The organism is Trinickia sp. (assembly GCF_051954495.1).
Lineage (GTDB): Bacteria > Pseudomonadota > Gammaproteobacteria > Burkholderiales > Burkholderiaceae > Trinickia.
In genome coordinates this window covers 61,468-87,731 of record NZ_JBQCHR010000177.1, presented here as the reverse complement: position 1 = coordinate 87,731, position 26,264 = coordinate 61,468, and the positions used below count along the sequence as shown (strand labels likewise).

At 65.1% G+C, this 26,264-nt stretch carries 23 protein-coding genes and 1 pseudogene; 11 read left to right on the top strand and 13 right to left on the bottom strand.

Annotated elements, in window-relative coordinates; genetic code table 11:
- Window positions 1-7: 7 nt before the first annotated feature.
- The 7 genes from ACTHNR_RS24885 (at window position 8) to ACTHNR_RS24855 (ending at window position 8,473) form a co-directional block, all read left to right on the top strand.
- The gene (locus ACTHNR_RS24885; RefSeq protein WP_440551147.1) at window positions 8-1,573 is read left to right on the top strand and encodes a DHA2 family efflux MFS transporter permease subunit; all 1,566 of its coding nucleotides are present in this window, start codon (window positions 8-10) and stop codon (window positions 1,571-1,573) included.
- Window positions 1,574-1,575: 2 nt separating this feature from the next.
- Complete coding sequence (locus ACTHNR_RS24880; protein WP_440551145.1) at window positions 1,576-3,156, top strand: efflux transporter outer membrane subunit; 1,581 nt, start codon at window positions 1,576-1,578, stop codon at window positions 3,154-3,156.
- 113 nt (window positions 3,157-3,269) lie between these two features.
- Window positions 3,270-4,442: an enolase C-terminal domain-like protein gene (locus tag ACTHNR_RS24875; protein WP_440551143.1), complete on the top strand. Its 1,173-nt coding sequence runs from the start codon at window positions 3,270-3,272 to the stop codon at window positions 4,440-4,442.
- A gap of 13 nt (window positions 4,443-4,455) precedes the next feature.
- Window positions 4,456-5,439 (top strand): hypothetical protein, encoded by a 984-nt coding sequence (locus tag ACTHNR_RS24870; RefSeq protein WP_440551141.1) that lies wholly within the window; start codon window positions 4,456-4,458, stop codon window positions 5,437-5,439.
- A complete protein-coding gene (locus tag ACTHNR_RS24865; protein WP_440551139.1) occupies window positions 5,436-6,179 on the top strand; it encodes a gluconate 2-dehydrogenase subunit 3 family protein in 744 nt (247 codons plus the stop codon). Before ACTHNR_RS24870 ends, ACTHNR_RS24865 begins: the two co-directional genes overlap by 4 nt.
- Entirely contained in the window at window positions 6,169-7,812 is a 1,644-nt protein-coding gene (locus ACTHNR_RS24860) for a GMC family oxidoreductase (RefSeq protein WP_440551138.1), read from the top strand. The genes ACTHNR_RS24865 and ACTHNR_RS24860 overlap by 11 nt, the downstream gene beginning before the upstream one ends.
- 82 nt (window positions 7,813-7,894) lie before the next feature.
- On the top strand, window positions 7,895-8,473 hold the full coding sequence (locus ACTHNR_RS24855) for a DUF3005 domain-containing protein (protein ID WP_440551136.1): 579 nt from the start codon (window positions 7,895-7,897) through the stop codon (window positions 8,471-8,473).
- A 3-nt stretch (window positions 8,474-8,476) separates the two neighbouring features.
- Here the strand turns inward: ACTHNR_RS24855 and cydB are convergent, their stop codons facing one another.
- Both cydB and ACTHNR_RS24845 read right to left on the bottom strand, forming a co-directional pair.
- Window positions 8,477-9,490 carry a cytochrome d ubiquinol oxidase subunit II gene (gene cydB / locus ACTHNR_RS24850; protein ID WP_440551134.1) on the bottom strand — a complete coding sequence of 338 codons (1,014 nt, stop codon included), beginning with the start codon at window positions 9,488-9,490 and terminating at the stop codon, window positions 8,477-8,479.
- Window positions 9,477-10,913, bottom strand: a complete 1,437-nt coding sequence (locus ACTHNR_RS24845) for a cytochrome ubiquinol oxidase subunit I (protein WP_440551132.1) — start codon at window positions 10,911-10,913, stop codon at window positions 9,477-9,479. The genes cydB and ACTHNR_RS24845 overlap by 14 nt, the downstream gene beginning before the upstream one ends.
- Window positions 10,914-11,164: 251 nt before the next feature.
- On the opposite strand from ACTHNR_RS24845, the gene ACTHNR_RS24840 reads away from it, so the two are divergent.
- Entirely contained in the window at window positions 11,165-12,178 is a 1,014-nt protein-coding gene (locus tag ACTHNR_RS24840; protein WP_440551131.1) for an SDR family oxidoreductase, read from the top strand.
- A gap of 7 nt (window positions 12,179-12,185) precedes the next feature.
- Here ACTHNR_RS24840 and ACTHNR_RS24835 read toward each other — a convergent pair whose 3' ends face one another.
- From ACTHNR_RS24835 to ACTHNR_RS24800, 8 genes and pseudogenes are all read right to left on the bottom strand, one after another.
- Window positions 12,186-13,982, bottom strand: a complete 1,797-nt coding sequence (locus ACTHNR_RS24835; RefSeq protein WP_440551129.1) for a thiamine pyrophosphate-requiring protein — start codon at window positions 13,980-13,982, stop codon at window positions 12,186-12,188.
- Between the two features lie 120 nt (window positions 13,983-14,102).
- The gene (ligD, locus tag ACTHNR_RS24830) at window positions 14,103-16,916 is read right to left on the bottom strand and encodes a DNA ligase D (RefSeq protein ID WP_440551127.1); all 2,814 of its coding nucleotides are present in this window, start codon (window positions 16,914-16,916) and stop codon (window positions 14,103-14,105) included.
- A gap of 8 nt (window positions 16,917-16,924) precedes the next feature.
- Window positions 16,925-17,740 (bottom strand): annotated as a pseudogene (ku, locus tag ACTHNR_RS24825) (non-homologous end joining protein Ku); the annotation flags it as partial.
- A gap of 158 nt (window positions 17,741-17,898) precedes the next feature.
- Window positions 17,899-18,057: a DUF1328 domain-containing protein gene (locus ACTHNR_RS24820; protein WP_440551125.1), complete on the bottom strand. Its 159-nt coding sequence runs from the start codon at window positions 18,055-18,057 to the stop codon at window positions 17,899-17,901.
- 176 nt (window positions 18,058-18,233) lie between these two features.
- Window positions 18,234-18,845 (bottom strand): hypothetical protein, encoded by a 612-nt coding sequence (locus ACTHNR_RS24815; protein WP_440551123.1) that lies wholly within the window; start codon window positions 18,843-18,845, stop codon window positions 18,234-18,236.
- Window positions 18,846-18,930: 85 nt separating this feature from the next.
- Window positions 18,931-19,293, bottom strand: coding sequence for a DUF1488 domain-containing protein (locus ACTHNR_RS24810; protein WP_440551121.1), 363 nt, complete (start codon window positions 19,291-19,293; stop codon window positions 18,931-18,933).
- On the bottom strand, window positions 19,290-19,853 hold the full coding sequence (locus ACTHNR_RS24805; RefSeq protein WP_440551120.1) for a type 1 glutamine amidotransferase domain-containing protein: 564 nt from the start codon (window positions 19,851-19,853) through the stop codon (window positions 19,290-19,292). The genes ACTHNR_RS24810 and ACTHNR_RS24805 overlap by 4 nt, the downstream gene beginning before the upstream one ends.
- Before the next feature lie 70 nt (window positions 19,854-19,923).
- The gene (locus ACTHNR_RS24800) at window positions 19,924-20,478 is read right to left on the bottom strand and encodes a ferritin-like domain-containing protein (RefSeq protein WP_440551118.1); all 555 of its coding nucleotides are present in this window, start codon (window positions 20,476-20,478) and stop codon (window positions 19,924-19,926) included.
- Window positions 20,479-20,685: 207 nt separating this feature from the next.
- Between ACTHNR_RS24800 and ACTHNR_RS24795 the strand changes: the two genes are divergently transcribed.
- A complete protein-coding gene (locus tag ACTHNR_RS24795) occupies window positions 20,686-22,005 on the top strand; it encodes a cation:proton antiporter (protein WP_440551116.1) in 1,320 nt (439 codons plus the stop codon).
- On the opposite strand, the gene ACTHNR_RS24790 is transcribed toward ACTHNR_RS24795, so the two are convergent.
- Complete coding sequence (locus ACTHNR_RS24790; protein WP_440551114.1) at window positions 21,965-22,456, bottom strand: response regulator; 492 nt, start codon at window positions 22,454-22,456, stop codon at window positions 21,965-21,967. The genes ACTHNR_RS24795 and ACTHNR_RS24790 overlap by 41 nt on opposite strands.
- Before the next feature lie 160 nt (window positions 22,457-22,616).
- Here ACTHNR_RS24790 and ACTHNR_RS24785 point away from each other — a divergent pair, with 160 nt between their 5' ends.
- Window positions 22,617-23,471, top strand: coding sequence for a MipA/OmpV family protein (locus ACTHNR_RS24785; RefSeq protein ID WP_440551112.1), 855 nt, complete (start codon window positions 22,617-22,619; stop codon window positions 23,469-23,471).
- Between the two features lie 39 nt (window positions 23,472-23,510).
- On the opposite strand, the gene ACTHNR_RS24780 is transcribed toward ACTHNR_RS24785, so the two are convergent.
- Entirely contained in the window at window positions 23,511-23,981 is a 471-nt protein-coding gene (locus ACTHNR_RS24780; RefSeq protein ID WP_440551110.1) for a CBS domain-containing protein, read from the bottom strand.
- A 94-nt stretch (window positions 23,982-24,075) separates the two neighbouring features.
- Window positions 24,076-25,554, bottom strand: a complete 1,479-nt coding sequence (locus tag ACTHNR_RS24775) for a PAS domain-containing sensor histidine kinase (RefSeq protein ID WP_440551197.1) — start codon at window positions 25,552-25,554, stop codon at window positions 24,076-24,078.
- 264 nt (window positions 25,555-25,818) lie between these two features.
- Between ACTHNR_RS24775 and ACTHNR_RS24770 the strand changes: the two genes are divergently transcribed.
- On the top strand, window positions 25,819-26,205 hold the full coding sequence (locus ACTHNR_RS24770; RefSeq protein WP_440551108.1) for a response regulator: 387 nt from the start codon (window positions 25,819-25,821) through the stop codon (window positions 26,203-26,205).
- Window positions 26,206-26,264: the final 59 nt, after the last annotated feature.

Genomic DNA, 26,264 nt, shown 5'->3' with positions numbered 1-26,264 from the left:
TCGAACCATGGCGAACGAGAACTGGCGCCCCGCAGCGAACCCTTGGCTGATCGCCATCGTCGTCACGCTCGCCGCGTTCATGGAGGTGCTCGATACGACGATCGTCAACGTCGCCCTGCCGCATATCGCGGGCACGATGTCCGCCAGCTACGACCAAGCGACATGGACCCTCACGTCGTATCTCGTCGCGAACGGCATCGTGCTGCCCATCTCGGCGTTCTTCGCTCGGCTGATGGGCAGAAAGCGCTACTTCCTGCTGTGCATCATGGCGTTCACCGTGTGCTCGTTTTTGTGCGGCATCGCGACGAATCTCGGCGAACTCATCGTCTTCCGCGTCTTGCAGGGCTTCTTCGGCGGCGGGCTGCAGCCCAATCAGCAATCGATCATCCTCGACACGTTCCCGCCCGCGCAGCGTTCCCGCGCGTTTTCGATCTCGGCCGTGGCCATCGTCGTCGCGCCCGTGCTCGGCCCCACGCTCGGCGGCTGGATCACCGATCATTTTTCCTGGCGCTGGGTGTTTCTCCTTAATGTGCCGGTGGGCATCCTGACGACGCTCGGCGTGCAACAGCTCGTCGACGACCCGCCTTGGGCGCGCACGAACCGCGAGAAGCTGTCGATCGACTATGTCGGCATCGGTCTGCTCGCGATCGGCCTAGGGTGCCTGCAAGTCATGCTCGATCGCGGCGAGGACGCCGATTGGTTTTCGTCGCCGATGATCCGCATATTCGCGGCGCTCGCAGCGATCGGGCTTGCCGGAGCGGCGGCGTGGCTCGCCTATGCGCGTCATCCGGTCGTGCGCTTAACGCCGCTCAGGGACCGAAACTTCGCGCTCGGGTGCGTGGCGATGGCCGCATTCGCCATGATTCTCTACGGCAGCTCGGTCCTCATTCCCCAGCTCGCGCAGCAACGGCTCGGCTATACCGCCACGCTCGCGGGGCTCGCCCTATCGCCGGGCGCGTTGCTGATCACGCTTGAAATTCCGATCATCAGCAAAATCATGCCCCACGTCGAGACGCGCTACTTCATCGGTCTCGGCTTCGCCCTGCTTTGCGCGGCCCTCGCCTACGCGCATTGGCTCACGCCCGACATTGACTACAAGACCTTGGTCATGATGCGTAGCGCGCAATCGCTGGCGATCGGCTGCCTGTTCGTGCCGACGACCGCGCTCGCCTATCTGAGCGTGCCCAGAGACTTGAACAACGATGCATCGGCGCTGTTCACGATGTTTCGCAACGTCGCGGGCTCGATCGGCATCTCGGTCTCCACGGCCCTCGTGCGCGAACGCGCCCAAGCGCGCATGGCGCATTTGTCCGCGCATATGACGCCGCTTTCGCAGAACTTTACGGACGCCTTGCATACCCGCGCGGCCGCGGTGTCCTCGCTCATGGGACAGCCGCCCGAGCAGGCGATGCAGACGGCGAACGGCCTCATGTATCAAACCTTCGTTTCACAGGCGACGATCCTCGCCTATGTCGACGTGTTCGTCATGCTGGCGATCCTGTGCGCGTTTTGCGTGCCGCTCATGTTCTTCTTTTCACCGGTCAAAGCCGCGGGCGGCGCGGGAGGCCATTGAACATGTCTCGACGGGTTACCCCTGCGCTCTTGCTGGCCGCGGCCCTTTCGGCCTGCGCCGTCGGGCCCGACTTTCACCCGCCCAACACGCATGTCCCAGAGGCTTGGCACGATCTCGCGCGCGCCGATGCCTCAGCGCTACCGCACGCGCACGCGGCGAGCGACGCCATTGCACCGGCGCCTCCCGCCATCGTCGTCGACAGCGATCCCGATCCGCGCTGGTGGCGCCACTTTCACGATGCCACGCTCGATGCGTTGATCGAGCAGGCGCGTGCGGGCAACCTCGACCTGCAGCAGGCGGTGCTGCGCATCGTGGAAGCGAGGACACAGGTGCAGTCGGCGGCCGCGCAAGGCCTGCCGAATCTGCGCGCCAACGCGAGTTATCAACGCGAGCAACTCGGGCTCAAGGGATTTCTTCAATCGAACGGCGTATACGACAAGGTCGACCAGCTCGGCGCGCCGAATTCGCCGGTCAATGCCGTCGCCCCCGGGGGCGGCCCCGGGCTTCAAAAGCAAGCCGGCGACGTGCTCGATCAGCTCACCTCGCCGGTCAACCTATGGCAGGCCGGCTTCGATGCCTCGTGGGAACTCGATCTGTTCGGCCGCGTTCGACGCTCCGTCGAAGCGGCTTCGGCCGACGTCGATGCCGCGCGCGAAAGCCGCAACGATGCGCTGCTCTCGCTCGAGGCGGAAGTGGCGCAGACCTACTTGCAACTGCGCGGGGCGCAGGCTTCGCGCGCCGTCGCGATGCATCTCGTCGACGATGCGCGCGACACGCTGGCGCTAACGAAAAGCCAAGCCGCCGTCGGGCTCGCGAGCGCGCTCGACGTCAAACAAGCGAGCGCTCAACTGGCGCAGGCACAAGCGGGCGTCGCCCCGTTCGATAGCCAAATCGCCGAGGCGGCCAACGGGCTTGCGCTGCTCGTCGGCGCGGAGCCGGGAGCGCTCGACTCGCAATTGATGCGCGACGCCCCGCTGCCGTCGTTGCCGCGGCGCATTGCGCTCGGCCTGCCGTCGACGCTCGCCCGGCGCCGGCCCGACGTACGTCAGGCCGAAGCGCAGCTGCATGCGGCGACGGCCGATGTGGGCGTGGCGGTCGCGCAGTTCTACCCCGACATCACGCTGACGGGGCAAATCGGCACACGGGCATCGCATGCCTCCGATTTGGCGCGCTGGTCGCACTTGTTCTACTCGTTCGGTCCGGCAATCTCGCTGCCGATTTTCGAGGGCGGCGCGCTCGTCGCCAACCTGCATTTGGCTGACGCGCGACAAGCGCAAGCCGCGCTCGCCTATCGCAAAGCCGTACTCGTGGCCTTGCGCGACGTCGACAATGCGTTGGCCGTCTATCGAACCGATCTCGCGCATCGCGACGCGCTATCGACAGCCGCCGATACGGAACGAAGCGCCTACGACCTCGCGCGCGAACGCTATTCGAAAGGTTTTGTCAGCTTCATCGAAGTGCTCGACGCCGAACGTCAATGGGCGCAAACGCAAGCGCAATTCGTACAAGCGCAGACTCAAGTCGAAACGGATCTCGTCGCGCTGTACAAAGCGCTCGGCGGCGGATGGGAAAACGCGGCATAGCCTTTGCTGCGAGGTCGAACACGGTGGCGCTCGCAGTGCTCGCAGTGGCTTCGCAGCGATTTCGTCATCCATCCCGCGCGCGCCGCCCCCTTTACATCTGTCCTTCGAATACGATGAGGCCCATTCCCGATCAGCATTCGCACAATGCGCAGTCTGCGGCCGCGCTCCTCTGCGCCGCCTCGAGCGACGCACTCGACGCGACACCGATCGCCGCCGTGCGCGCGCATGCCTACAAAATTCCGACCGACGCGCCCGAGGCAGACGGTACGTTCGAATGGAATTCGACCACGCTGATCGTCGTCGAGATCGACGCCGGCGGATGCACGGGGCTCGGCTACACATATACCGACGCCAGCGCCGTCACGCTGATACGCGACACACTCGCCTCCGAACTTTTGCATCAGGACGTGGGCCGCATCAACGCACTGACGCAACGCCTATGGCGGCGCGTGCGCAACATCGGCCGCTCGGGCTTGTGCGCCACTGCCATTTCGGCGCTCGATTTCGCGCTGTGGGACTTAAATGCGGTCCTGCTCGGCGTACCGCTCGTGCAGCTGCTCGGCGGCCCGATGCGCGAGCAGGTGCAGATCTACGGAAGCGGCGGATTCACGAGCTACGACGACGCGCGGCTGCGCGAACAACTGGCGCATTGGGTCGAAGCCGACGGTTGCCAGGCCGTCAAGATGAAAATCGGCGCCCAGCAAGAACGCGATGCGCAACGCGTGGCGGCCGCGCGCGAAGCGATCGGCGACGCCGCTTTGTTCGTCGATGCGAACGGGGCGCTGACGGTCAACGGCGCGCTGCAATGCGCCGAGCGGTTCGCGCACTACGACGTCGCTTGGTTCGAGGAGCCGGTATCGATGGACGACCTGGAAGGCTTGCACCGAGTCAGAAAAGCCGCGCCGGTCACGATGGACGTGGCAGCCGGCGAATACGCGTATACGGGCGACGATTTTCGTCGAATCCTCGAAGCGCAAGCGGTGGACGTGCTTCAAGCCGATGCCACGCGCTGCGGCGGCGTAACGGGTTTCATGCAGGCCGCACAGCTGTGCGATGCCTGGCACATTCCGCTTTCCGCCCATTGCGCGCCGGCGTTGCATCTTCATCTGGCCGCCGCCGCGCCGCGGTTGCGGCACATCGAATGGTTCCACGATCACGTGCGCATCGAATCCATGCTGTTCGACGGCGCGCCCCGGCCCGAACACGGCGCGATTGCGCCAGATTTTTCGCGGCCCGGCTGCGGGCTTCGATTCAAGCGGGCCGACGCGCAATCGTACGCAGTCTGAACGGAGGAATACGTTGATCAATCGTACGGCGGACAGCATCGTCGCCGCCTTGGGCGTCGCCGCCGGCGCGGCCGTCGCGGCGGCTTGCGTCAAGGCCGCGTCGTCGCATGGCGGGACCAGATACCCAGACACGAAACGCGCCGTGCGCACGACGGCGCTGCGTCTCACCGGGCAGGGCGATCGGATCGACGCGCATATCCATGCCGCGCGCGCGTTCAACCGTAGTTCGGCACTGCTCGCATGGTCGGCGCTGACCGATTCGGCCGTTGAGCACTACCGCGGCTCGTTCGAGAACCCCGGCATGTACGCGCCGCTGATCACCGGCGCGCTTTCGCTCGCGGCCGGCGTGCACGGCGGCGCCGATCATGCCGACAGCCGCCATCGCGTGCGCAACGCCATCTACCTCGCCGCAGCGGGAGTGGGAGTAGCGGGCACGGGATTTCACCTCTACAACGTGACGAAACGCCCCGGGAGGCTCAGCTGGCACAACCTGTTTTACGGCGCGCCGCTCGGTGCGCCCGCCGCGTTGCTGCTCTCCGGCGCGCTCGGGGCCGTGGGCGAGCGCCTGCGCGACGAGCCCGCGCACGACCCTCGATTGTTCGGCATGCCGGCGGGGCAAGCGCTTGCGCTGCTGGCGGCGGTCGGCATGATCGGCACGGTCGGCGAGGTCGCGCTGCTGCATTTTCGCGGATCGTTTCAGCACCCCGCCATGTATGCGCCCGTGACCGTGCCGCCGCTCGCCGCGACATTGCTGGCGTGCGCGGCGCTCGCACCGCCCAGGGCGAACCGGTGGACCCGGTTTTGGCTGCGCGTCACCGCCGCGCTTGGCGCGATCGGCATGGGATTCCATGCGCGCGGCATCGCGCGCAATCAGGGCGGATGGCGCAATTGGTCGCAAAACATTTTGAACGGACCGCCGCTGCCGGCGCCCCCGAGCTTCACCGCGTTGGCCACCGCGGGGCTGGCCGCCTTGCGTTTGAGGGAGACAGAACGATGAGCGAAGTGCATCGATCGCGCTATCCAGGCTACGACGTCATGCAAAAGCGCGACACGCCGTCATGGGACGACGCGACGCGCGAAGTGATCGACGAACGCCTCGCGCAGCGCAACGAGCCTCGCTTTTGCAACGACACCCAGTGGCGCGCGCTCGATGCCCTGTGCGCGGTCATCGTGCCGAGATCGCGGGCGCCATCACCCGTAGCGCCCGCATCGAGCGAGCGTGCCGAGAAGCACGCGAGCGGCGGCGACTCACGCGAGCGAGGCGACGATCGCTGGGCCGAAGCGTCGGTGCCCGTTGCCGGGCTCGTCGATCGGAAGCTTCAAGTCGACGGACGCGACGGCTATCGCGATGCGCGCCTGCCGCCGCTACGCGACGCTTGGCGCATCGGCCTCGCGGCGCTTGACGCGGAAAGCCGCCAAGCGCATGGCGCCGCCTTCGCGGATCTCGATCGCGCTCGGCAGCGCGGCTTGCTGACTCGGATGCAGCGCGGCGAATTGAAGGACGCCGCGTGGCAAGGCATGCCCTGCGATGTCTTTTTCAGTTTGCGCGTGCTGCACGACATCGGCTCCGCCTATTACGCCCACCCGCAATCGTGGAATGAAATCGGCTTCGGCGGCCCGGCGAATCCGCGCGGCTACGTGCGCATGCAGGCCAATCGCCGCGACCCCTGGGAAGCGTCCGAAGCCAAGCCCGGAAACGAAGCACGCGCCCTAGAGGAGAACCGCCGTGCGCGATGACGCCTTGCACACGCCGCGCGGCAAGAACGGGCGCGCCCCCGACGTCTTCACCGTGGGCGGCTGGATACCGATGCGGGAATATCCGCAAGACGATCCGGTCGACTTCGCCATCGTCGGCACGGGTGCGGGCGGCGGAACGCTGGCCTGCCGTCTGGCCGAACAAGGCTTTAGCGTCGTGGCGTTCGACGCGGGCGCCTGGTGGCGTCCGCTCGAGGAATTCGCCTCCGACGAGACGCATCAGGCGAAGCTGTACTGGACCGATGAGCGCATCTGCGACGGCGAGCAGCCGCTCAAGCTAGGGAGCAACAACAGCGGCAAGGCGGTCGGCGGCAGCACCGTGCACTTCGCGATGGTGTCGCTGCGCTTTCGCCCCGAGTGGTTCAAGGCGCGCAGCCTGCTAGGCTATGGCGCCGACTGGCCGATCGATTGGCGTGAAATGTGGCGCTACTACGCCTATGTGGAAGACGCGCTGAAGATCTCCGGGCCGGTCAACTACCCTTGGGGCCCGCATCGTCCGCGCTACCCCTATCGCGCGCACGAACTGAACGCCTCGGCGCTCGTGCTTGCACGCGGGTGCGAAGCGCTCGGCATTCCCTGGTGCCCGACACCGCTCGCGACGGTATCGGCGCCGCGCGGCAAATCGCACCCTTGCGTCTATCGCGGCTTCTGCGTGGCCGGGTGCGCGACGAACGCCAAGCAAAGCGCGCTCGTCACCTGGATACCGCGCGCCGTCAAGGCGGGAGCGGAGATTCGCGACTTGTCGATGGTCGGGCGCATCGCACTGGACGAACACGATCGCGCGCATGGCGTGGAATACTTCCGCGAGGGCCGCTGGCAGTTTCAACGGGCGCGCAACGTGGTCGTTGCCGGCTATGCGATCGAAACGCCACGGTTGCTGCTGATGTCGGCTACGCCGCGTTTTCCGGACGGCCTCGCGAATCGTTCGGGCCTCGTCGGCAAGAATCTGATGGTGCAGTCGAACCAAGCGGTGTGGGGTTTGATGGACGAAGAGATCCGGTGGTACAAGGGGCCGCCGTCGCTCGCCTTGACCGAGCATTGGAACTATACGGACGAAGGCAAGGACTTCTTCGGCGGCTACTGCTACATGAGCCAGGGGCCGCTGCCCAATGCCTGGGCCGCGGTGCAGACGGGCCGCGGCTTGTGGGGCGACGCGCTGCACGGGGAAATGGAAAAGTACAACCACCAAGCGGGTTTGAAAATCGTCGGCGAAACGCTGCCCCAGGAGATGAACCGCGTGACGCTAGCCGACGAAAAGGATGCCCTCGGCCTGCCGATCGCGCGCATCACGCATTCGCTGTGCGACAGCGACAAACGGCTCGTGAAGCATGCCCTCGATTTCATGAGCACGGCGCTCGATGCGGCCGGCGCGAAGGAAATCTGGCGTCAGGAAGACGACACCTGCCATTTGAACGGCACGGCGCGCATGGGCGACGATCCGCGCACGAGTGTCGTCGATGCCGATTGCCGCAGTTGGGACATCCCTAATCTCTGGATTTGCGATGGCTCGGTGTTTCCCACCGTGGGCGGCGTCAATCCTTCGCTGACGATTCAGGCCATTGCATGCCGCACCGCGGATCGGATCGCGGCGTTGCGTGCACGCGGCGAATTGTGATCCCGATCCGGTTCGGCCACCATGCTCGGCACGTTCGTTGCAAGGTACTTCCCTAAGTACACGTCAACTTTGGAGGCTGACCATGGCGGAAAACGCGCAAAACAATCCGACTCAGGCACAGCAAAACGAAATAGCGGCCAAAAGCCCGGCCAAGACGCCAGCCGCCGGCGGCGATATGCCGGATGCGAAAACGCAGGGCCGCGAATTCGGCAAAACGAAGCGCGCCACATCGGCCGAGGCGGTGGCCGCCAAGGATCCGGCGCCGCTGCCGGCGATTGAACATGGTTCGAAGGATGCGGATAGCCCCGATCCCGTCGCACGCGCGAACGCGCATATCGTGTCCGTCGACAACGCAGCGATGGCGGCGTCCGACAATACCGTCGACACGGATGGAAAGGGGCTCGAGGCCAGAAAAGACGCTTCCCCTTGGCAGGACAACGTGATCAACTCGAACGCGACGCTCGAGAACAACGTGCCGGTCCCGCCCGACGGCCTCGTCGACCTAGACAGCCGTCCGGGCGGCAACGTACCCATCGTCGCGACGCGCGATGGCTGGCGCGTGGCGTATCACGGAACCGTGGACATCAAGGAGCGCAACGGGTCGCGCGCCGAGCAGGTGTTCAGCTTGGAGAGGGTCGGCAACGGCGCTACGCATGGGTAGACCTTACTCATGCCCATACCCATGCTCTTCGCTCGCCTTCCCGCGAAACACCCAGTACGACCAGACCACATAGATCAGCAGGATCGGCAGCACGAACGCGGTGCCGATCATCAAGAATTCGTGCGAAACAGGCGCCGCCGCGGCCTGCCATAGCGTGACCGACGGCGGCGCAATCATCGGCCACAGGCTGATCACGAGCCCCGAGAACGACAAGAAAAAAAGCCCCACGGAACAGACGAACGGCAACACCTCGCGCTCGCGATCCGCGCCGCGCACGAGCAGCCCGGCGAGCAGCAGCGTGACGAGCGGCACGGGGGCGAAGAACGCGATATTTGGCCACGTGAACCAACGCTCGGCGATCTTCGGGCTCGAAAACGGGGTAATGACGCTCACCAGGCCGATGAACACGAAAACGAGCACCATCACCCGCTGAGCCACGTGCCGCGACCATATCTGCAACCGGCCCTGCGTCTTCATGATGAGCCACGTCGCGCCCTGCAGCGCGTAGCCCGCCACGACGCCGAACCCCGCGAAGATCGGGAACGGGCGCACCCAATCCCAACTGGTGCCCACGAATCGGCCGCCGGCCTCGTCGAACCCTTGAATGAACATCCCCACGATCACGCCCTGGGCGAAAGCGGCCAGCAAGGAGCCGCCGGCGAACGCAATGTTCCATAAGCGTCTATTCGCGCCGGGCACGCCCCTGAACTCGAATGCGACGCCGCGGAACAATAGCCCGAGCAACATCAGCAGCACCGGAAAGTACACGGCCGGGACGATGATGGCGAATGCCCCCGGGAATACCGCCAGCAAGCCCGCGCCGCCCAGTACGAGCCACGTTTCGTTGAAATCCCATACGGGCGACACCGACGCCATCATGATGTCGCGGTCCCGTTCGTTCTTGCGCAGCAGGAAGAGAATTCCCACGCCGAGGTCAAAGCCGTCGAGCAAGATATACATCAGCACCGCGAAGCCGAGAATCGCCGCCCATAGCGGCACGAGGTCAAGTTGCGTCATCGTCGCCTCCCATCGCACCCGGGACCGCCCGGGCGCGCACGTCGTCTCCATGTGCCGCATGCGCGGCCGACAAGGGCCGGGCCGCTCGCCGATCGAGCGTGGCCGGCTCCTTCTCGCGCGCGTCGGGGCCGAGCCGAATCAGCCGGGCGAGCAGCACGCCGCCCGAGCCGAAAATGACGATGTAGCTCACCACGTAGAGCGCCAGCGAGATGGCCACGTCGCTGCTCGTCAAGGACGGTGTGACCGAATCGGCCGTGCGCATGAGCCCGTATACCGTCCACGGCTGACGGCCCGCTTCGGTCGTCGTCCATCCGGCGATCACGGCAATGAAGCCCAACGGACTCGCGATGCGGCACAAGCCGAGCCATCGCCTGCTCGCAAAAAGCTTTCGCTTCGGCCATAAAACAAGGCCCCCAATCACGACCGCCAGCATCAGCAACGCCACTCCGACCATGATGTGAAAGGCGAAGAACACGATCGGCACCACCGGCCGATCCGCTCGCGGAAAGTCTTTCAAGCCCTGAACGAGGCCGTTGGGATCGTGCGTCAAATAGATGCTGCCGAGCACGGGGATCGAAACCTCGAAGTGGTTGCGCTCCTCCTTGTCGTCGGGGATCGAGAACAGGTTGGCCGGCACGCGCCGGCCCGTATCCCATAGTCCTTCCATCGCCGCGAGCTTGGCGGGTTGATACTTTCGCGTATTGAGCCCGTGCGCGTCGCCGATACCGACCTGCAGGGGCACCATGACCGCCAAGAACCACAGGCTCATTTTCACCATGACACGCCCTTCCTCGGGCGCGCGCGCCTTGAGCAGGTAGTGCGCGCCGACGCCCAGCACGACGAACGCCGTCGTCACGAGAAACGCCGTGACGGTATGTGCGAGGCGATACGGAAACGACGGATTGAAGATGATCGCCATCATGCTGTCGGGCACGAACTTGCCATCCACGATGCGGTATCCGCTCGGCGTCTGCATCCAGCTGTTGACCGCGAGAATCCAAAACGACGACATCAATGTGCCCAATGCGACGAAGATCGCCGAAAGGACATGCGCCCATTGCGGAACGAGCTTGCGCCCGAACAGCAATACGCCTAGAAACGCCGATTCCAGAAAGAAGGCGGTCAGCACTTCGTAAGCCATCAACGAACCGATCGTACTCGACGTGGCCGTGACGAATCGGCTCCAATTCGTGCCGAATTGAAACGGCATGACGATGCCCGACACGACACCCATGCCGAACGAGACCGCGAAGATCCGAATCCAAAACGCCGACAACCGGCGATACACATCGCGCCCCGTCGCCCACCAGAGCGTTTCGAGCGTTGCGATGTAACAGGACAGGCCCACCGTGAATGCCGGCAGCAGAATATGCAGCGCGATGACCCAGGCGAACTGCAAGCGGGACAGCAGAAGTGCGCTCATGGAGGAAAGGAAGGAACGATCGAGCGTTGGAGGGCGGGACGAAACACCGGTGTGCGCTCGATCGGCAAGCAAGGGAAGTGCCGCGTGCGGGATAGCAAGCGATGGCGCGCAGCCGGCACGCGATATGCAACCGATCGACCGATACCGATTCGCGCAGCGTGAGGCGTGCGCTACCGGGGCGCACTCTCGGCGTCCTACGGCGTTCGCAACGAATACGGCTATGCCTCGGCCAAATCTTCATGGAGACTGCCATGGCGCATTCACGTCGTTCACCGAACATCGTCGTCGTCACCGGCGCGAGCGCCGGCGTGGGCCGCGCGGCGGCGCTCGCTTTTGCACAGAAGGGCGCCGACGTCGCTTTGCTGGCCCGTGACGAAGAAGCGCTGGGGCAAGTGGCGGAAGCCGTGCGCCGCTTCGGCGTACGCGCCTTGCCGATCCCGATCGACGTCAGCTCGCCCGAAGCCGTCGAAGCGGCAGCCGAGCGCGTCGAGACCGAACTCGGCCCCATCGACGTCTGGGTCAACAACGCCATGGTGACGATGTTCTCGCCCGTGGCCCGCATGCAGCCCGCCGAGTTCGCGCGCATCACCGAGGTGACCTACCTCGGCTACGTCTGGGGCACGATGGCCGCGCTGCAGCGCATGAGCCGGCGCGACAAAGGCGTAATCGTGCAAGTAGGCTCGGCGCTCGCCTACCGCGCCATTCCACTACAGTCGGCTTATTGCGGGGCGAAGCATGCGATCCGCGGCTTTACCGATGCTTTGCGCTGCGAGTTGCTGCACGACAAGAGCGGCGTGCGCGTGACGATGGTGCAGATGCCCGCGTTGAATACGCCTCAATTCGATTGGGCGCCGAGCCGCATGCCCGGCGCACCGCGGCCGGTGGCCCCGGTGTACGAGCCAGAGGTCGCCGCGCGCGCGATCGTGTGGGCCGCGACGCATCCGCGACGAGAGCTGCATGTCGGGCTTTCGTCGATCAAAGCCATCGTGGCGAACAAGATCGCGCCGAGCTATCTCGATCGCTACCTCGCCAAACGCGCCTTTCGCGCTCAACAACGCCAAAGCCCGACCGACCCCGAGCATGCGGTCGACCTATGGCGTAGCGTTCCGGGGGCGCACCGTTTGCGTGGCTCCTTCAGCGGCGAAGCCAAGTCGACGTGCGCGTCGCTCTGGCTCGACACCCACCGCGGCGCCGCCCTGGGCGCGGCGCTCGCGCTGGGCTTGATCGCGCTGCTGGCGGGCCGGAAAGCCGTCAAGCACGGCTGAACGATCCTTAGGAGTCCTTCTTCCCGGGCAGTACGGAAGCCATCACCTGCTTGGCCGTGTTGACGATGACGCTGCCCTCCTCGGGGTCGCCTTCCATCAGCGTACGCATGAACTTGCGCGCTTGCACGAGCGTGACGTGCGGCGGCAGCGGCGGCACCTCCGGATCGGTCTTGATCTCCAGTACGACCGGCCGATCCGCCGACAACGCTTCATCCCAAGCGGGGCCGATCGCTTCGGGCGTATCGACGTAGATCCCCTTCAGCCCGATGAGTTCGGCGAACCGGTGAAACGGCACGTTCGGCAAATCCTGCGAGCCTTCGAACTTCGGATCGCCTTCCATGACGCGCTGTTCCCACGTCACTTGATTCAGATCCTCGTTGTTCATCACCATGCAGATCCAACGGCCATTCTTCCATTGCCGCCAATACTTGGCGACCGTGATGAGCTCGGCCATGTTGTTCATCTGCATGGCGCCGTCGCCTACCATCGCGATCACGGGGCGATCGGAGTACGCGAATTTCGCGGCGATGGCATACGGCACGGCCGCCCCCATCGACGCGAGCCCGCCGGAGAGGGAGCACATCATGCCGCGGCGAATTTTCAGGTCGCGCGCATACCAGTTCGCGCAAGAGCCGGAGTCGCTCGTCAGGATGACGTCCGACGAGAGCTTCGGGGAGAGCTCGGTGAAAATCCGCTGCGGATTCACGCCCCGTTTGACGCTTTCCTTCGCGCGCTTATCGAGCGTCTCCCACCAGTCCGAAGTCCAGTTCTCGATCCGCTTGCGCCAGGCATCGTCCGTCTTCTGATCCAAGAGCGGCAGCAACGCACGCAGCGTCTCCGCGCTATCGCCGACCAAGTTCACTTCCATCGGGTAACGCAAGCTGAGCATGTCCGCGCCGATGTCGATCTGAACCCCGCGCGCCTCGCCCTCCTTGGGCAAGAACTCCGAATAGGGGAAGCCGGACCCGATCATCAGAAACGTATCGCAGTGGTTCATCAGCTCCCAGCTCGGCTTCGTGCCGAGCAACCCGATCGAGCCCGTGACCCACGGATATTCGTCGGGCACGACGGCCTTGCCGAGCAGCGCCTTCGCCACGCCGGCCTTCAGACGCTCGGCGGTGGCGATGACCTCGTCGGTCGCATGCAGCGCCCCCGCACCCACGAGCATCGCCACACGGCTGCCGGCGTTGAGCACGTCGGCCGCGCGCGCCAAATCGGCGGGCTCGGGCAGAATGCGCGGGCGCGAATAGCCCACGCCCGAATGCGCCGTACCATGCTTGCGCGGCGGCGGCGTGTATTCGAGTTCCTGTAGATCGTTCGGCAGCACGATGGCTGTCACGCGCCGCTGCGACAGCGCGATCCGCACGGCGCGATCGACCATGTGACGCACCTGCGCCGGCACGCTCGCCTGCTCCACGTACGCCCCCGCGACATCCTTGAGCATCGAGACGAGATCGACTTCCTGCTGATAGTGCGAACCGAGTGCGGCACGCGCTTGCTGCCCGCAGATCGCCAGCACCGGCATATGGTCGAGCCGCGCGTCGTAGAGCCCTGTGACGAGGTGCGCGGCGCCGGGGCCGGAGGTCGCGATGCACACACCGAGTTCGCCCGTGAATTTCGCGTGGGCGCTCGCCATGAACGCGCCCATTTCCTCGTGACGCGCCTGAATGAATTCGATCTTGCCTTGCGCGCGGCGCATTGCGCCGAATACGCCGTTGATGCCGTCGCCGGGGTAGCCGAATATGCGGCGTACGCCCCACTCATGCAATCTTTCGACGATGAAATCGCCTACTGTTTGCGCCATCTGTGCCTCCGATTGGGTCGACCTGGGAGACTGGATATCGCGCAAGAAGCAAGCCCGAGCAAGCGCCCCGCGCTGCATTGCCGCGCATGGCGTCGTCGCTCATCGAGCGCCGCAATCGCATCAAACGTCGTTCATACCCAAGCGCGCGCGCATGTCGCGCGTGATCCGCTGTTTCGCCCCGGCATAGTCGGCCCAGGGATCGGCGCGCAGCGAAGCCAACCGCTCATGAACGTTCTCGACGGTCCATTGCGCGCCGCCCGTCGTATCTTCCAGTTCGTCCCACGAGAGCGTGACCGACACACCCATGCCGGGCCGCGCGCGCGGCGAAAATGCCGCCACCGTGCTCGATCCGCGGTTGTTGCGCAGGTAGTCGACGAAAATGCGGCCGCGACGGTTTTGCGCCCCCATCTTCGCGCTGAACCGGTCTGGCAACGTCGCCGCCATATGTTGCGCGGCGGCTTGCGCGAATGCCTTTACGTCGTCCCATCCCGCGTGGCGCGCGAGCGGCACGACCACGTGCAAGCCCTTCCCGCCGCTCGTCTTGCACCATGACTGAAGCCCGAGTTCCGCCAGCAACTCACGCGTCAATCGGGCCGCTTCGACCATGCGATCCCATCCGAGCGCCGGATCGGGATCGAGGTCGAACACCACCCGATCGGGCTTCTCGATGTTCGCGACCACCGCATTCCACGTATGGAGTTCGACCGTGCCCATTTGCGCCACGCCCACGAGCGCCTGCGCGCTGTCGATCGTAAGCAGCGGCGGGTGACCCGGGTCGAGCTTTTCGTGCTGCGTGATGAAGGGAATCGACAGGCGAGCGCTGTGCTTCTGAAAGAAAAGTTCGCCGTCGATACCGTCCGGGGCCCGCACCAGCGCGACCGGCCGTCCCTTCAAGTGCGGCAGCAGCCAAGGCGCGATGCGCTCGAAATAGTCGACGAGATCGCGCTTCGTGAATTCGATCGACTTGTCGATCATGCGCTGCGGGTTCGAAATACGCACGCCGGCGACCGTGTCGCCTTCGCCTTTTGGTCGTGCGGTTTTCTTGGGTTCTTCGCGCTCGGCAGCGGTGGAGGCGGTCCGCGCCTTTCGCGAGCGCTTCTCCCCCGAAGCCTCGTTTGTTCCGTCCATATGTCGCGGCGCCTCCTGCACGATGTCGCGGGCCGGCTTGTCCCGGCGCAAGCTGATGAACGATGCCTGCCGCACGACGCGCTCGCTCGTCCATTCCGAAAAATTGCATTCGGCGACGAGTTCGGGCCGCACCCAATGCACCTTGGTGCGGCTGCGCTCGCTAGGCGGCTCCGCGAACGGCGAACGGGCGGTTTCCAGCGCGTCGAGCTCGCGCTTGATCGATCGCAGCATCGACGCGTCGAAACCCGTGCCCACGCGGCCCGCGTAATGCAGCTTGCCGCTCGCGTCGTAGACGCCGAGCAACAGCGCGCCGAAGCCGCTGCGACTGCCTGCGGGTTCGGAATAGCCGCCGATGACGAACTCCTGCCGGCGACGGCAGCGAAGCTTGATCCAAGCGCCGCTGCGCCGCGAGGTATACCGGCTGTCCCGTTGCTTGCCGACGATCCCCTCCAGCGCCATCTCGCAGGCGCTGTGCAGCAGATCGTTCGCATCGAGCGCGAAGTCCTCGGAGAAGCGAATCGTGTCGTCGTCGAATCCTTCGAGCAGCGCCCGCAACAGCGCCCTGCGCTGCACGAGCGGCACGTCGCGCAGGTCATATCCGTTCAGATAGGGCAAATCGAACGCAAAGACGACGATGTCCTGTGGGCGATTGGCGTCGAACGCGTTTTGGAGCGCCTGGAAGCTCGGCACGCCGTGGGCGTCGAGCACGACCGCCTCGCCGTCGATCCAGGCCGTCTCCACCTCCAGCGCGGCGAATGCCTGCGCTTGACGCTTGAACTTCGCGGTCCAATCGAGCCCGCTGCGCGTGAATATCCGGACCGGCTTCGCATCGCCGCGATCGATCCTTATCAGCGTGCGGTAGCCGTCGAATTTGATTTCGAACGACCAGTCGCCGCCGGCGGGGGCTTCATCCACGAGCGTGGCAAGCTGCGGCTTCAACGACTCGAACAAGCGCGCCTTGACGGCGCCCTCGATCGAAGGCGAGACCGCGAGCTCGCGCAGCGATTGCGTCGTGCGCGTGGCGACGATGTCGGGGTGACCCGAGCGGGATTCGCCCGCGTGCGGCGCTTTCGCGGGGACGGCCATCGCGCTCGTGTTCGCCGCCTTTCCCTTCGCCTTCGTTTTCGCCTTCGTTTTCGTCTTCGTCTTTCCGTTCGCCGCACCGTCGTCGCCCGAGCGCGTCGCCGCCTTGCGTCCAGACTCGGCGCGGGCAGCGCCAGCCGCGAGCGCGCTGCCGGGTTGTTCGGCGATGACGTCGTATTCGCTCTCGAGCCGAGCCTCGTCGTCACGCTCCTTGATGAGGAGCCATTGCTCTTTGTCTCCGCTGCCGCGCATGCTGCTGCGCACGAGCGCCCAGCCCCCGTGCAGCTTCGCGCCGTTCAGCGTGAACTTGAGCTTGCCTGCCGCATACGCCTTGCGTGCGTCGGCGACGCCACCGGCCGGCTCCCAAGTCCCCCGGTCCCACACGATGACGGTGCCCGCGCCGTAGTTGCCTTGCGGGATTTCGCCTTCGAAACTGCCGTATTCGAGCGGATGGTCTTCCACGTGCACGGCCAGGCGTTTCACCGAAGGATCGAGACACGGCCCCTTGGGGATAGCCCATGACTTGAGCGTGCCGTCGAGTTCGAGCCGGAAATCGTAATGCAGCCGCCGCGCATGGTGCTCTTGAATCAAATAGGAAAGCGCGGGGCCCGTGCTTTTGCGGCCCGCCGTCTCCTTGGCGCGCCTTGCCCGCGCCGCGCCCGACGGCTCGGGCGTTTCGTCGAAACGCCGCTTCTTGCGATAGGTGTCGAGTTTATCCGCCATGCCGATCAAGCCGCGTGTTTGCCCTTACCGCGCCCGAGGCTGCGCTTGAGCAGTTCCGACAGATCGACGACATCGGCCGTCGCCCGCGTCCGGGCCGGCGCCCGCCCGCCTTCGCTGATCTCGTGCGTCTTACCCTCGCGCACCTTACGATCGACGAGCGCGAGGATGTCGTCGCGAAAGGTATCGTGATAGTGCATCGGATCCCATGTCTCGGTCATATCCTCGATGAGCTTTTTCGCCATTTCGATTTCGCGCGGGTTCACGCCGGCCGACTTCGCATCGGCGGGCGGCAGCGAGAGATCGCCGGCGTCGAGCACCTCGCCGCCCCAACGCAACGTATTGAGCGCGAGCACCGGTCCTGCGGGGATGAGCGCCGCCAAGTGCTGCTTGTTGTGCAGCACCACATTGGCGATGCCGATCTTGCCCGATTGGGCAAGCGCCTCGCGCAGCAGCGCGTAGGCTTTCTTGCCTTGCCGCTCCGGTACCAGGTAGTAAGGCGTATCGAGATACAAGAACGAAACGCCATACGCCTCGACGAACGCGAGGATGTCGACGGTCTGCGTCGATTCCGGGCTGGCCGAGCGGATTTCATCGTCGCTGAGAATGACGTAGTTGTTCTTCTCGTACTCGTAGCCGCGCACGATGTTCTCGCGGCGCACTTCCTTGCCGGTCCGTTTATTGATCTGCTTATAGCCGATCGGATCGGCCGTGTCCTTGTCGAGCAAGTTGAAGCTCGTCCGCTCCGGGCGCGTGGCCGGATGCAGCTGCACCGGCACGTTGACGAGACCGAAACTGATCGCCCCTTTCCAAATCACGCGTGACATGGCGACTCTCCTTTCGCCGTCGGCCGCGCGCCGAGCGCCTTTACACCGACGACGCACGCCGGCGCGGGACGAGGCGAGACGTTCGCGCGAGCGCTTTGCATTCCTTGCAAAGCGCTCGTAATCCCTGCAACGGCGAGACTATTATGTGCTTGCCGTCGTCACCTGAATACGCCGATCAACAGCGTCGCCAGGAAGATGACGAGGAAGATGAAGAACAAGATCTTCGCGATCTCGGCCGCGCCGGCGGCAATGCCGGTGAAACCGAAGATCGCGGCAATGAGCGCGATGATGAAAAATACGACTGCGTATCGAAGCATGGCGTCCTCCTGTTGAAAGCCGGTGCGCCGGCTTGGGCGTCTGGGCGCGTTCGTGAAAAACGCGGCGCGCGCGAAGCGTTGTGATTCTTGACGGCAACGCTTCCCTTGATACTGCAATGCGTATGCCTATCGGGTCAGGGCTGCGTTGCGCCCCTCGAACCGATTTGTCAGTTCACCTAACGATTGGCGTGAGCTTGCGCGTGGCGCGTGGAAACTGTCTCCGCGACCGTGGCGGGAATCGGTTCGACATCCTTCGTCGGATCGAAATCGGCCCACTTTCCGTGCTGCCAGCGCCCGTGCGCGCGCTCGACTTCGAGGCTGCCCGCCTCGCGCAGCACGCGCGCGGCTTCATGCTGGTTGTCGGGCGAAACGTGGACGGCCACCAGCACGCCGGAATCGCGCGCCTCGTGCGGCACGTGCTCGTCGGGCAGCTTGCCTCCCCCGCGCGTATGCGACATCGCACCGATCAAGGAGCCGAGGTAGGCGCCGACACCGGCCGCCACGACGAGCAATAGGAACGGCGAGGAAAACGCACTGAACAACGCGACGCCGATGATCGCGCCGATCACGGCGCCGATTGCGCCGCCCTTGCCCGCGCCTTTCGATGCGCGCGCCGCTTGCGGGTCGGCGTACTGGTCGCCGCCGATGGGAAAGCGCGCATGCTGCCCGCGCGGATTGACGAAGAACAGCGTAACGTCCTCCTGCACGAAACCCGCCGCGAACAGACGGCTCGCGGCCGCTTCGGCATCGTCGAACGTGGTGAAGCGACCTGCGACGATCAGCGACATGACAATTGCCCTCCTAGTTCTGTCTCCTTGGGGCGCGCCCCCGAGCTACGTTGCACTCAACGCGTCACGGCGCGCGAAGCCGCGGTCACGTTCGCTCGATGCGGAACAAGCCGCTGCGCAGCACGACCGCGGCGCCTTGGCTCTCTTCGATCGCGCGTGCGCAAACCGCGTGAATCCGGTCTCGACCTTCGGCGTACGCACGCAACAGTTCGGCCTCGAGCGTCGAGCCCGCGCCGAAATGATCCTCGAGCGCTTCGGCCGTGATCGCGCACGAGAGCGGGACACCGTCGACGTTCGCGACGAAACGCACGACCATCTGGGCGCCGTCGAACGCGGGTGCGTCGTCGGCGAACGTCACGGTTAGGGTTGGCCCCGTCGCCTGCGCCGCCGCTCTGGGCACGGCGCTCGTTTTCGCTTCGCTGCCGGCTCGCGTCCCGTCGCGACTCATCGTGTCTGACCTCGCTGTTCCAGACGGGCGATGAGCTTTTGATTGAACGCCGGGATGTCGTCGGGCTTGCGGCTCGTGATGAAGTTGCCGTCTTCGACCACTTCCTCATCGACCCAGGTCGCGCCCGCGTTGCGCAAGTCGTCCTGCAGGCTAGGCCAGCTCGTCATGGTGTGCCCTTTGACGATGCCAGCCGAAATGGGCAGCCAGCCGCCGTGACAAATCACGGCGAGCGGCTTATGGGCTTCGTCGATCGCCCGCACGAACGCCTGCGCTTCGGGCACGGTACGGATCGCATCGCCGTTCACGACGCCACCGGGCAGCACGACCGCGTCGTATTGTTCCGGCCGCACCTCGTCGAACGTCGCGTCGACGGTCGCCATGCCGCCCCGCTCCGTGTGCCGAAAGCCTTGGATCTGCCCGCGCTTCTTCGAAATGACGTGCACGATCGCGCCGGCCTCCGACAACGCCTGCTTCGGCTCGCTAAGCTCCGCTTCCTCGAAACCGTCCATTGCCAGCATGGCGACCTTGCAACCTTCCAGCGTCTTTGTCTTCGTAGTCATCGGCGCAGCTCCTCTAGATGAAGTGAAGTGCTGCATGCACCGCAGCAAACCCAGTGCCCAGCACAAAAACTCACTTGGCCTTGGTGTCGCTGGGCAAGCCCGTGAGCAGATCGGCCATGTCGTCGGCGTGTTCCTCTTCCACGGCCAGGATGCTTTCCATGATGCGCCGCGACGTTGGATCCTTTTCGCCGAGAAACTGAATGATCTCGCGGTAGCTGTCGATCGCCACGCGCTCCGCGACCAGATCTTCCTTGATCATGTCGACGAGCGAAGCGCCTTCGACATACTCTGCGTGACTGCGCGTGAGAAGCCCCTCCGGCGAGAAATTCGGCTCGCCGCCCAACTGCACGATGCGCTCGGCAATTTGATCGGCGTGCTGCTGCTCCTCGTTCGAATGCTGCAGAAATTCGTCGGCAATGCCTTTCGAATGGATGCCCTTCGCCATGAAGTAATGGCGGCGATAGCGCAGCGTGCAGACGATCTCGGTCGCGAGCGCGTCGTTGAGCAGCTTGAGCACCGCTTCGCGATCGGCCTGATAGCCGGCGGTCACGGCCCCTTCCTCGATGTGCTCGCGTGCACGCTTGCGAATGGCCTGGACGTCCGACAAAAACGGTTGATTCGCCATGGGTTTTCTCCATCGATTTGTATTTAAGAAACGCGACGTGTGCCGCTCGCGGCCGTGAATGGGGCCGACCCCGAGCAACGCCTTAGCTCGTATGCATCATCCGTGCCAAAGAAATCGAATTGAGGTGCGCATCCACAGGGAGGGTTGGCATGCGCATTGCACCGAGCCAACGATTACCGACGAACCCAATGATGGGATGCCCTCTCCATGCGGGAAACAATTTGGTTTCTCATCGTCGGCGGCATGTTCGTCGCCATGGGCGTTGCGAGTTCGCTGTTCAAGCGGTTGCCGTTGACGGGCGCGATGCTGTACCTCGCCGCGGGCGTCGCATTGGGCCCGAGCGCGGGCGGCTTGCTGGATCTCGACATCGAACGCGACGCCTCGCTCGTGCGCCTCTTGAGCGAAGTCGCCTTGCTCGCCTCGCTCTTTGCGATCGGCCTTCGGCTTCGCGCGCCGATTTTCGCCTCGCTGTGGTCGCTGCCCGTGCGGCTCGGCTTGCTCGCCATGCTCTTGACGGTCCCCCTGCTGGCGGTGTTCTGCGCGTGGGGCTTGGGACTCGATTGGGGCCCCGCGTGGGTGCTGGCGGCGATGCTCGCGCCGACCGATCCGGTGCTGGCGCACGACGTGCAGGTGCGCGACGCCAACGACCTCGACATCGTGCGTTTCGCTTTGTCCGGCGAAGGCGGACTGAACGACGGCATCGCCCAGCCCTTCTCGCTGATCGCGCTCGCCTGGTGCGCGGGCGGCGCGCAAACCGGACATGATCTCCCGGCGTTCGAGACGTTGATCGAAACTCTATGGGGGCTCGTCGGCGCGATCGGTATCGGCGCGCTGCTCAGCTTCGCCACCACGCACGCGGTCGCCTGGCTACGGACGCGCCACGCGCAAGCGCTCGGGCTTGAAGGATTTTTTGCACTCGGTCTCATCGAGTTGTCGTACGGCGCCGCGCAACTACTGCATACGTTCGGTTTTCTGGCCGTCTTCGCCGCGGGCGTGGCCATGCGCCGCGTCGAACACCGCGCCACCGGCGCGCGCTCGCCGCAGGATGCGATCGGCTCGATCGACTCGTCCGACGTGGCCGCAACGGCGGCTCACCCCGACAAAGCGCACGCCTACATGGCCGAATCGGTGCTCGGCTTCACGATCGAACTCGAACGCATTGCGGAGATGGCGATGATGATCATGGTGGGCAACCTGCTCAGCACGTTGTCCGCGCCGCTCCTCACCTGGCGCGCGGTTGCGCTCGTGCTGGCGCTCTTTCTCGTGATTCGGCCCGCCGCCGTCGAACTGTCGCTGCTCGGCTCCCGTGCCGAGCGCGAGGAGCGCAGCATGATGAGCTGGTTCGGTATCCGCGGCATCGGCACGATCTATTACCTCTCCTACGCGATCGAACACGGGCCGAGGGACGACATCGTGCCGCTCGCGCCCTACGCGCTCGCCGTCGTGGCCGCTTCGGTGTTCGTGCACGGCATGTCGGCCACCCCGCTCATGAAGCGGTATCGCCGCGCGCGTCGGGCGGCGAAATAGGCGGGGGACGATTCCCCTCGCTGGCGAATTCGAGCACGCGCAGTATCAGCTCAGGCGTCAACGGCTTCGCGCAGTGCGCGTCGAATCCGGCTTCGCGTGCGCGCGCCCGATCTTCCGCCGAGGCATAGCCCGTGCACGCGATCAGCACCATATGCGTCGTCGCGCTGTCCGCGCGCAGCCGCCGTGCGAGCTCCAGGCCGTCGATTCCGGGCATGGCGATATCGAGCATCACCGCGAAGGGCTGCCACTCGCGCGCGATCGTGCAGGCCTCGCGAGGATCGCTCGTCGCGCGGCATTCGAACCCGTCCGCATCGAGCAAAAGTTGCAGGGCCTCGGCCGCATCGCGATAGTCGTCGACGACGAGCACGCGCCGATGATCGACCATGGCGGGCCGAAACGTTCGCCACAGCACGACGTCCTCGCTCGATTCAGCTTTGACGGGCTCGGTCACTGCTTTTTCTCCTGGTGGGTCTCGACGCAGACGCGATGCGCCGCAAATTGCGAACCTGCTGCGGCGCACGCTGCGACAAAAAAAGGGCATGCGTTTTGCTGTCAGCTCTGGCACGATTTGCCTCAGGTCTTTCGAGGTGTCTCCAATAAGGAAAAGCGCTATGTCGACCTCGTTCGCGGCTTCGCGCCTGGCATTCGCCGGCGCCATTCTTGCCGCTCTCGCACCCGCGTCCGTTCAGGCGCAAACGCCCTCGCCGCTGGCCGAGTGGCAATATTCCTCGGGCATCCTGCTCGAGCAAATGTTCGAGCCGCAGTTGCCGAAGTGGCGCATTCGCGTCGGCCCCTCCGCCAGCTTTCAGCCTCGCTACGACGGCTCGTCCCGCTATCAGATGCTCGCGGGCCCCAGCATCGACATTCGTTACCGCGATCGCTTCTTTCTGTCCACCGGCGAAGGCATCGGCATGAACGTCCTGACCGGGCCGAATTGGCGGCTCGGGATAGGGGCTGCTTACAACCTGGGCCGGCGCGCCGCCGATGACCTCGAGCACTTGAACGGCATGGGCAATATCAATCCGGCGCCGAGCTTGCGGCTCGTGGGCGAATACGCCGTTTCGAAATCGTTTCCGCTCGTCATTCGCGCCGATGTACGCCGCAGTTTCGGCGGCGACAACGGCTGGATCGGCGATCTCGGCGCTTACATGCCGATGCCCGGAAGTTCGGAAAAATTCGCGTGGTTCGCCGGCCCCACGATGACGATCGCCGACTCCCGCTATATGAATAGCTGGTTCGGCGTGAATGCGACGCAAGCGGCGCGATCGGGCTACCGGCAATACAACGCCTCCGCCGGCATCCGCTCGGTCGGCTTCGGCGTCTCGGCTTCGCTGACCGTGAAAAAACACTGGATCTTCTCGGCCGACGGCGCATTCCAGCAGCTCGTGGGCTCGGCCGCGCACAGCCCGATCACGCAGACGCGCGCATCGGGCGTGTTCGATCTCGCCATCAACTACCAATTCTGATCGCGCTTGCCCGGCGTGGCTTAACGCCGCGCCGCGGCCTCAAGCAGCCGGCAGCATCGATTGAACGCTGCCCGTACGCTCGCGCGTGAGTTCCGAGCGCACGATCGAGGACAGCAGCGCCCAGTCGCGGGCCAGCGCGCCCAGCAAGTCGTCGAGCGAAAGCATGCCCACGAGCGCGCCTTCCGCGTTCGTCACGGCAAGGCGGCGCACGCCGTGGCTCGCCATCGTCTGCAGCGCGTCGCCGATGTCCGCGCTTCGGTCGATGGAGAGTACATGGGTCTGCATGATGTCGGCCACGAGCAAGTCGTCCGGCGCCAGACGTTCGATCACGGCCTTCACCACGATGTCGCGATCGGTCACGATCCCGACGACGCGGCTCGACGGCGGTCCGTTCTCCGTCACGATCAATGCTCCGACGTGTTGATCGCGCATCTGCTTGGCGGCCTCTCTCACGGTGCAGGTCATCGGAACGTGGACGGTACCGCTGCTTTGATACTCCTCGACTTTCATCAGCGCTCTCCTTGATCGGCGCCGGCGAGCGTGACACCGGCGCATTCGATCAGCCTGCGCCGACGCGTGGCGTCGCCCTTTGATGCAGGTCAAGTCACCGCAGCGGTTGCGCCTCGACGGCCTCGCGCGGCACCGATAAGCGAATGGCGAACCCGGCGCCCGCTTCGCGCCCGATGTAGACCGAGCCCCCCAACCGGCGCACGCGATCGCGAATCCCCGCGAGTCCCGACGGGCTCGGGCGCCGCTCGGCCGAACCCACAAGCGGCTCGACGTCGACGCCGTCGTCCCTGATCGCCACCTCGCACACCGATGGCCCGCACTTCAGCTCGATCGTGACCGCCGTCACACGGTGCGCATGCCGCACCACGTTCGTCAGCGCTTCCTGCACGATGCGGAAAATGGCGGTCGCCGCGGCGTCGTTGAACGCGATGTCCTCCGCATTGGTCGCGATCTCGATGTGCAGGCGCGAGCGCTGGCGGAAATCGTCGACGAGCCATTCGAGCGCGGGCAGCAAGCCGAGATCGTCCAGCACCGCCGGGCGCAAGCCCGCCGCCAGCCGCCGCACCGAAGCGATCGCGTGGTCGACCGCCTCGCGCATCGCCAGCGCGCGCAAGCGCACCGCGTCCCGGGCGCCGTCGGAATGCGCCTCGGGACGGGCGTCGTCTCCGGTCAACGCCGTCAAATCCATCTTCAAGGCCGTCAGCTGCTGCCCGAGATCGTCATGCAGCTCGCGAGCAATGCGCTTTTTCTCTTCCTCTCGCGTCGCCTCGATGCGCGCGGCCAATTCGCTCGCGTACTCGAGTTCGCGCAGCTGGTTGCGTTCCGTGACGTCTCTCACCACCTTGGCGAAACCGACGAGTTCGCCCGCGACGCCGTAGACGGCGGTCAACACGATGTGCGCGCAAAAACGCGCCCCGTCCTTGCGCACGCGCCACCCTTCCTTCTCGATACGGCCGTAGGCCGCCGCGTCGCCCAGTTCGTCTTCGGGCTCACGCTCGGCAATTGCCTCGATCGGATAGAAGCGAGAAAAGTGGCGCCCGATGATTTCCCCCGCGTGAAACCCCAGCATGCGCGTCGCACCGCCGTTCCAGCTCGTCACGAGCCCCTGAGTATCGAGCATGAAGATCGCGTCCTCGACGGCGTCCATCAACCGCCGCAAGCGCTCCTCGCTCTGGCGCAATTGCTCCTCGTTGCGCCGGCGCTCGGTCAAATCGCGCGTGATCTTGGCGAAACCCATCACCTCGCCCGTCGCATCGCGCAACGCCGTGATGACCACGTTGGCCCAAAACCGAGAGCCGTCCTTGCGCACGCGCCAGCCCTCGTCCTCCCAGCGCCCGAGCTCCGACGCGTGCCGCAATTCTTCCTCCGGATAGCCGCGCGCCGCCACTTCAGGCGGGTAGAACACGGAAAAATGGCGCCCGATGATTTCCCGCGCGCTGTACCCCTTGATCCGTTCGGCCCCCGCATTCCACGTGGCGATCCGGCCCTTCGCATCGAGCAGGAAGATGGCGTAGTCCTTCACGGAGTCGACCATGGCGCGGTACCGCTCTTCGGGCGAAATTCGCGCCAGCAACGCGCCGCCGGCCTGGCTGTTCGATGGTAACGGCTGAGTATCCACTAACCGGCTCCCGCGTTGCAGATACTTCAGTCTAGCGCTCGCGGCCGAACGCTGTCATGCACGAGCGCGCAAAGACGCAAACGTTTGCCCTTCCGGCCGTGTAGGCATTGGCTGACAGCCAAGCCGAAAGCCGCACACGAATCAAGTCCGCGGCTGATTTTCTAGCGCGGGCGTTTCGCGGACACTTGGGTCACGAACCTGAAACAGCCGCGGTGCATCATGAAGGTGTTACTTGTAGAAGATTACGCGCCGATTCGCGAGCGCCTGTGCGATCTAGTGAAAACCGTCCCGGGCACGCATATCGTGGCGCAAGCCGACGAAGCCGCGACCGCGCTCGCCGCCATTCATGCCAGCGAGCCCGACGTCGTCATCCTCGATCTGCAGTTGAGAGCAGGCACGAGCGGCCTGACCGTTCTGAAGTGGCTGCGCGCGCATCGGCCCGCGACCGCCGCCATCGTCCTCAGCAATTCCGCTTACGCGCAAATGCGGAAAGTGTGCATGGACCTGGGCGCCCGGCTGTTTCTCGATAAGGCGAGCGAATTCGTCCAGTTGCGCGCGGCGCTCGTGACGCTCGCCGAACAGCATCCGCCCGCGTCTTCGCATTGAGGACAGAAAGACAAACGAAAGGCGATCGAGATGCCTTTCCTTCGTTTATCTTTCATCAT

Bases quoted from the DNA above. Each gene is read 5' to 3' on its own strand.
- ACTHNR_RS24885 (WP_440551147.1), top strand. From the start codon at position 8: ATGGCGAACGAGAACTGGCGCCCCGCAGCGAACCCTTGGCTGATCGCC.
- ACTHNR_RS24880 (WP_440551145.1), top strand. From the start codon at position 1,576: ATGTCTCGACGGGTTACCCCTGCGCTCTTGCTGGCCGCGGCCCTTTCG.
- ACTHNR_RS24875 (WP_440551143.1), top strand. From the start codon at position 3,270: ATGAGGCCCATTCCCGATCAGCATTCGCACAATGCGCAGTCTGCGGCC.
- ACTHNR_RS24865 (WP_440551139.1), top strand. From the start codon at position 5,436: ATGAGCGAAGTGCATCGATCGCGCTATCCAGGCTACGACGTCATGCAA.
- ACTHNR_RS24855 (WP_440551136.1), top strand. From the start codon at position 7,895: ATGGCGGAAAACGCGCAAAACAATCCGACTCAGGCACAGCAAAACGAA.
- cydB (WP_440551134.1), bottom strand. From the start codon at position 9,490: ATGACGCAACTTGACCTCGTGCCGCTATGGGCGGCGATTCTCGGCTTC.
- ACTHNR_RS24845 (WP_440551132.1), bottom strand. From the start codon at position 10,913: ATGAGCGCACTTCTGCTGTCCCGCTTGCAGTTCGCCTGGGTCATCGCG.
- ACTHNR_RS24840 (WP_440551131.1), top strand. From the start codon at position 11,165: ATGGCGCATTCACGTCGTTCACCGAACATCGTCGTCGTCACCGGCGCG.
- ACTHNR_RS24835 (WP_440551129.1), bottom strand. From the start codon at position 13,982: ATGGCGCAAACAGTAGGCGATTTCATCGTCGAAAGATTGCATGAGTGG.
- ligD (WP_440551127.1), bottom strand. From the start codon at position 16,916: ATGGCGGATAAACTCGACACCTATCGCAAGAAGCGGCGTTTCGACGAA.
- ACTHNR_RS24820 (WP_440551125.1), bottom strand. From the start codon at position 18,057: ATGCTTCGATACGCAGTCGTATTTTTCATCATCGCGCTCATTGCCGCG.
- ACTHNR_RS24815 (WP_440551123.1), bottom strand. From the start codon at position 18,845: ATGTCGCTGATCGTCGCAGGTCGCTTCACCACGTTCGACGATGCCGAA.
- ACTHNR_RS24810 (WP_440551121.1), bottom strand. From the start codon at position 19,293: ATGAGTCGCGACGGGACGCGAGCCGGCAGCGAAGCGAAAACGAGCGCC.
- ACTHNR_RS24805 (WP_440551120.1), bottom strand. From the start codon at position 19,853: ATGACTACGAAGACAAAGACGCTGGAAGGTTGCAAGGTCGCCATGCTG.
- ACTHNR_RS24800 (WP_440551118.1), bottom strand. From the start codon at position 20,478: ATGGCGAATCAACCGTTTTTGTCGGACGTCCAGGCCATTCGCAAGCGT.
- ACTHNR_RS24795 (WP_440551116.1), top strand. From the start codon at position 20,686: ATGCGGGAAACAATTTGGTTTCTCATCGTCGGCGGCATGTTCGTCGCC.
- ACTHNR_RS24785 (WP_440551112.1), top strand. From the start codon at position 22,617: ATGTCGACCTCGTTCGCGGCTTCGCGCCTGGCATTCGCCGGCGCCATT.
- ACTHNR_RS24780 (WP_440551110.1), bottom strand. From the start codon at position 23,981: ATGAAAGTCGAGGAGTATCAAAGCAGCGGTACCGTCCACGTTCCGATG.
- ACTHNR_RS24770 (WP_440551108.1), top strand. From the start codon at position 25,819: ATGAAGGTGTTACTTGTAGAAGATTACGCGCCGATTCGCGAGCGCCTG.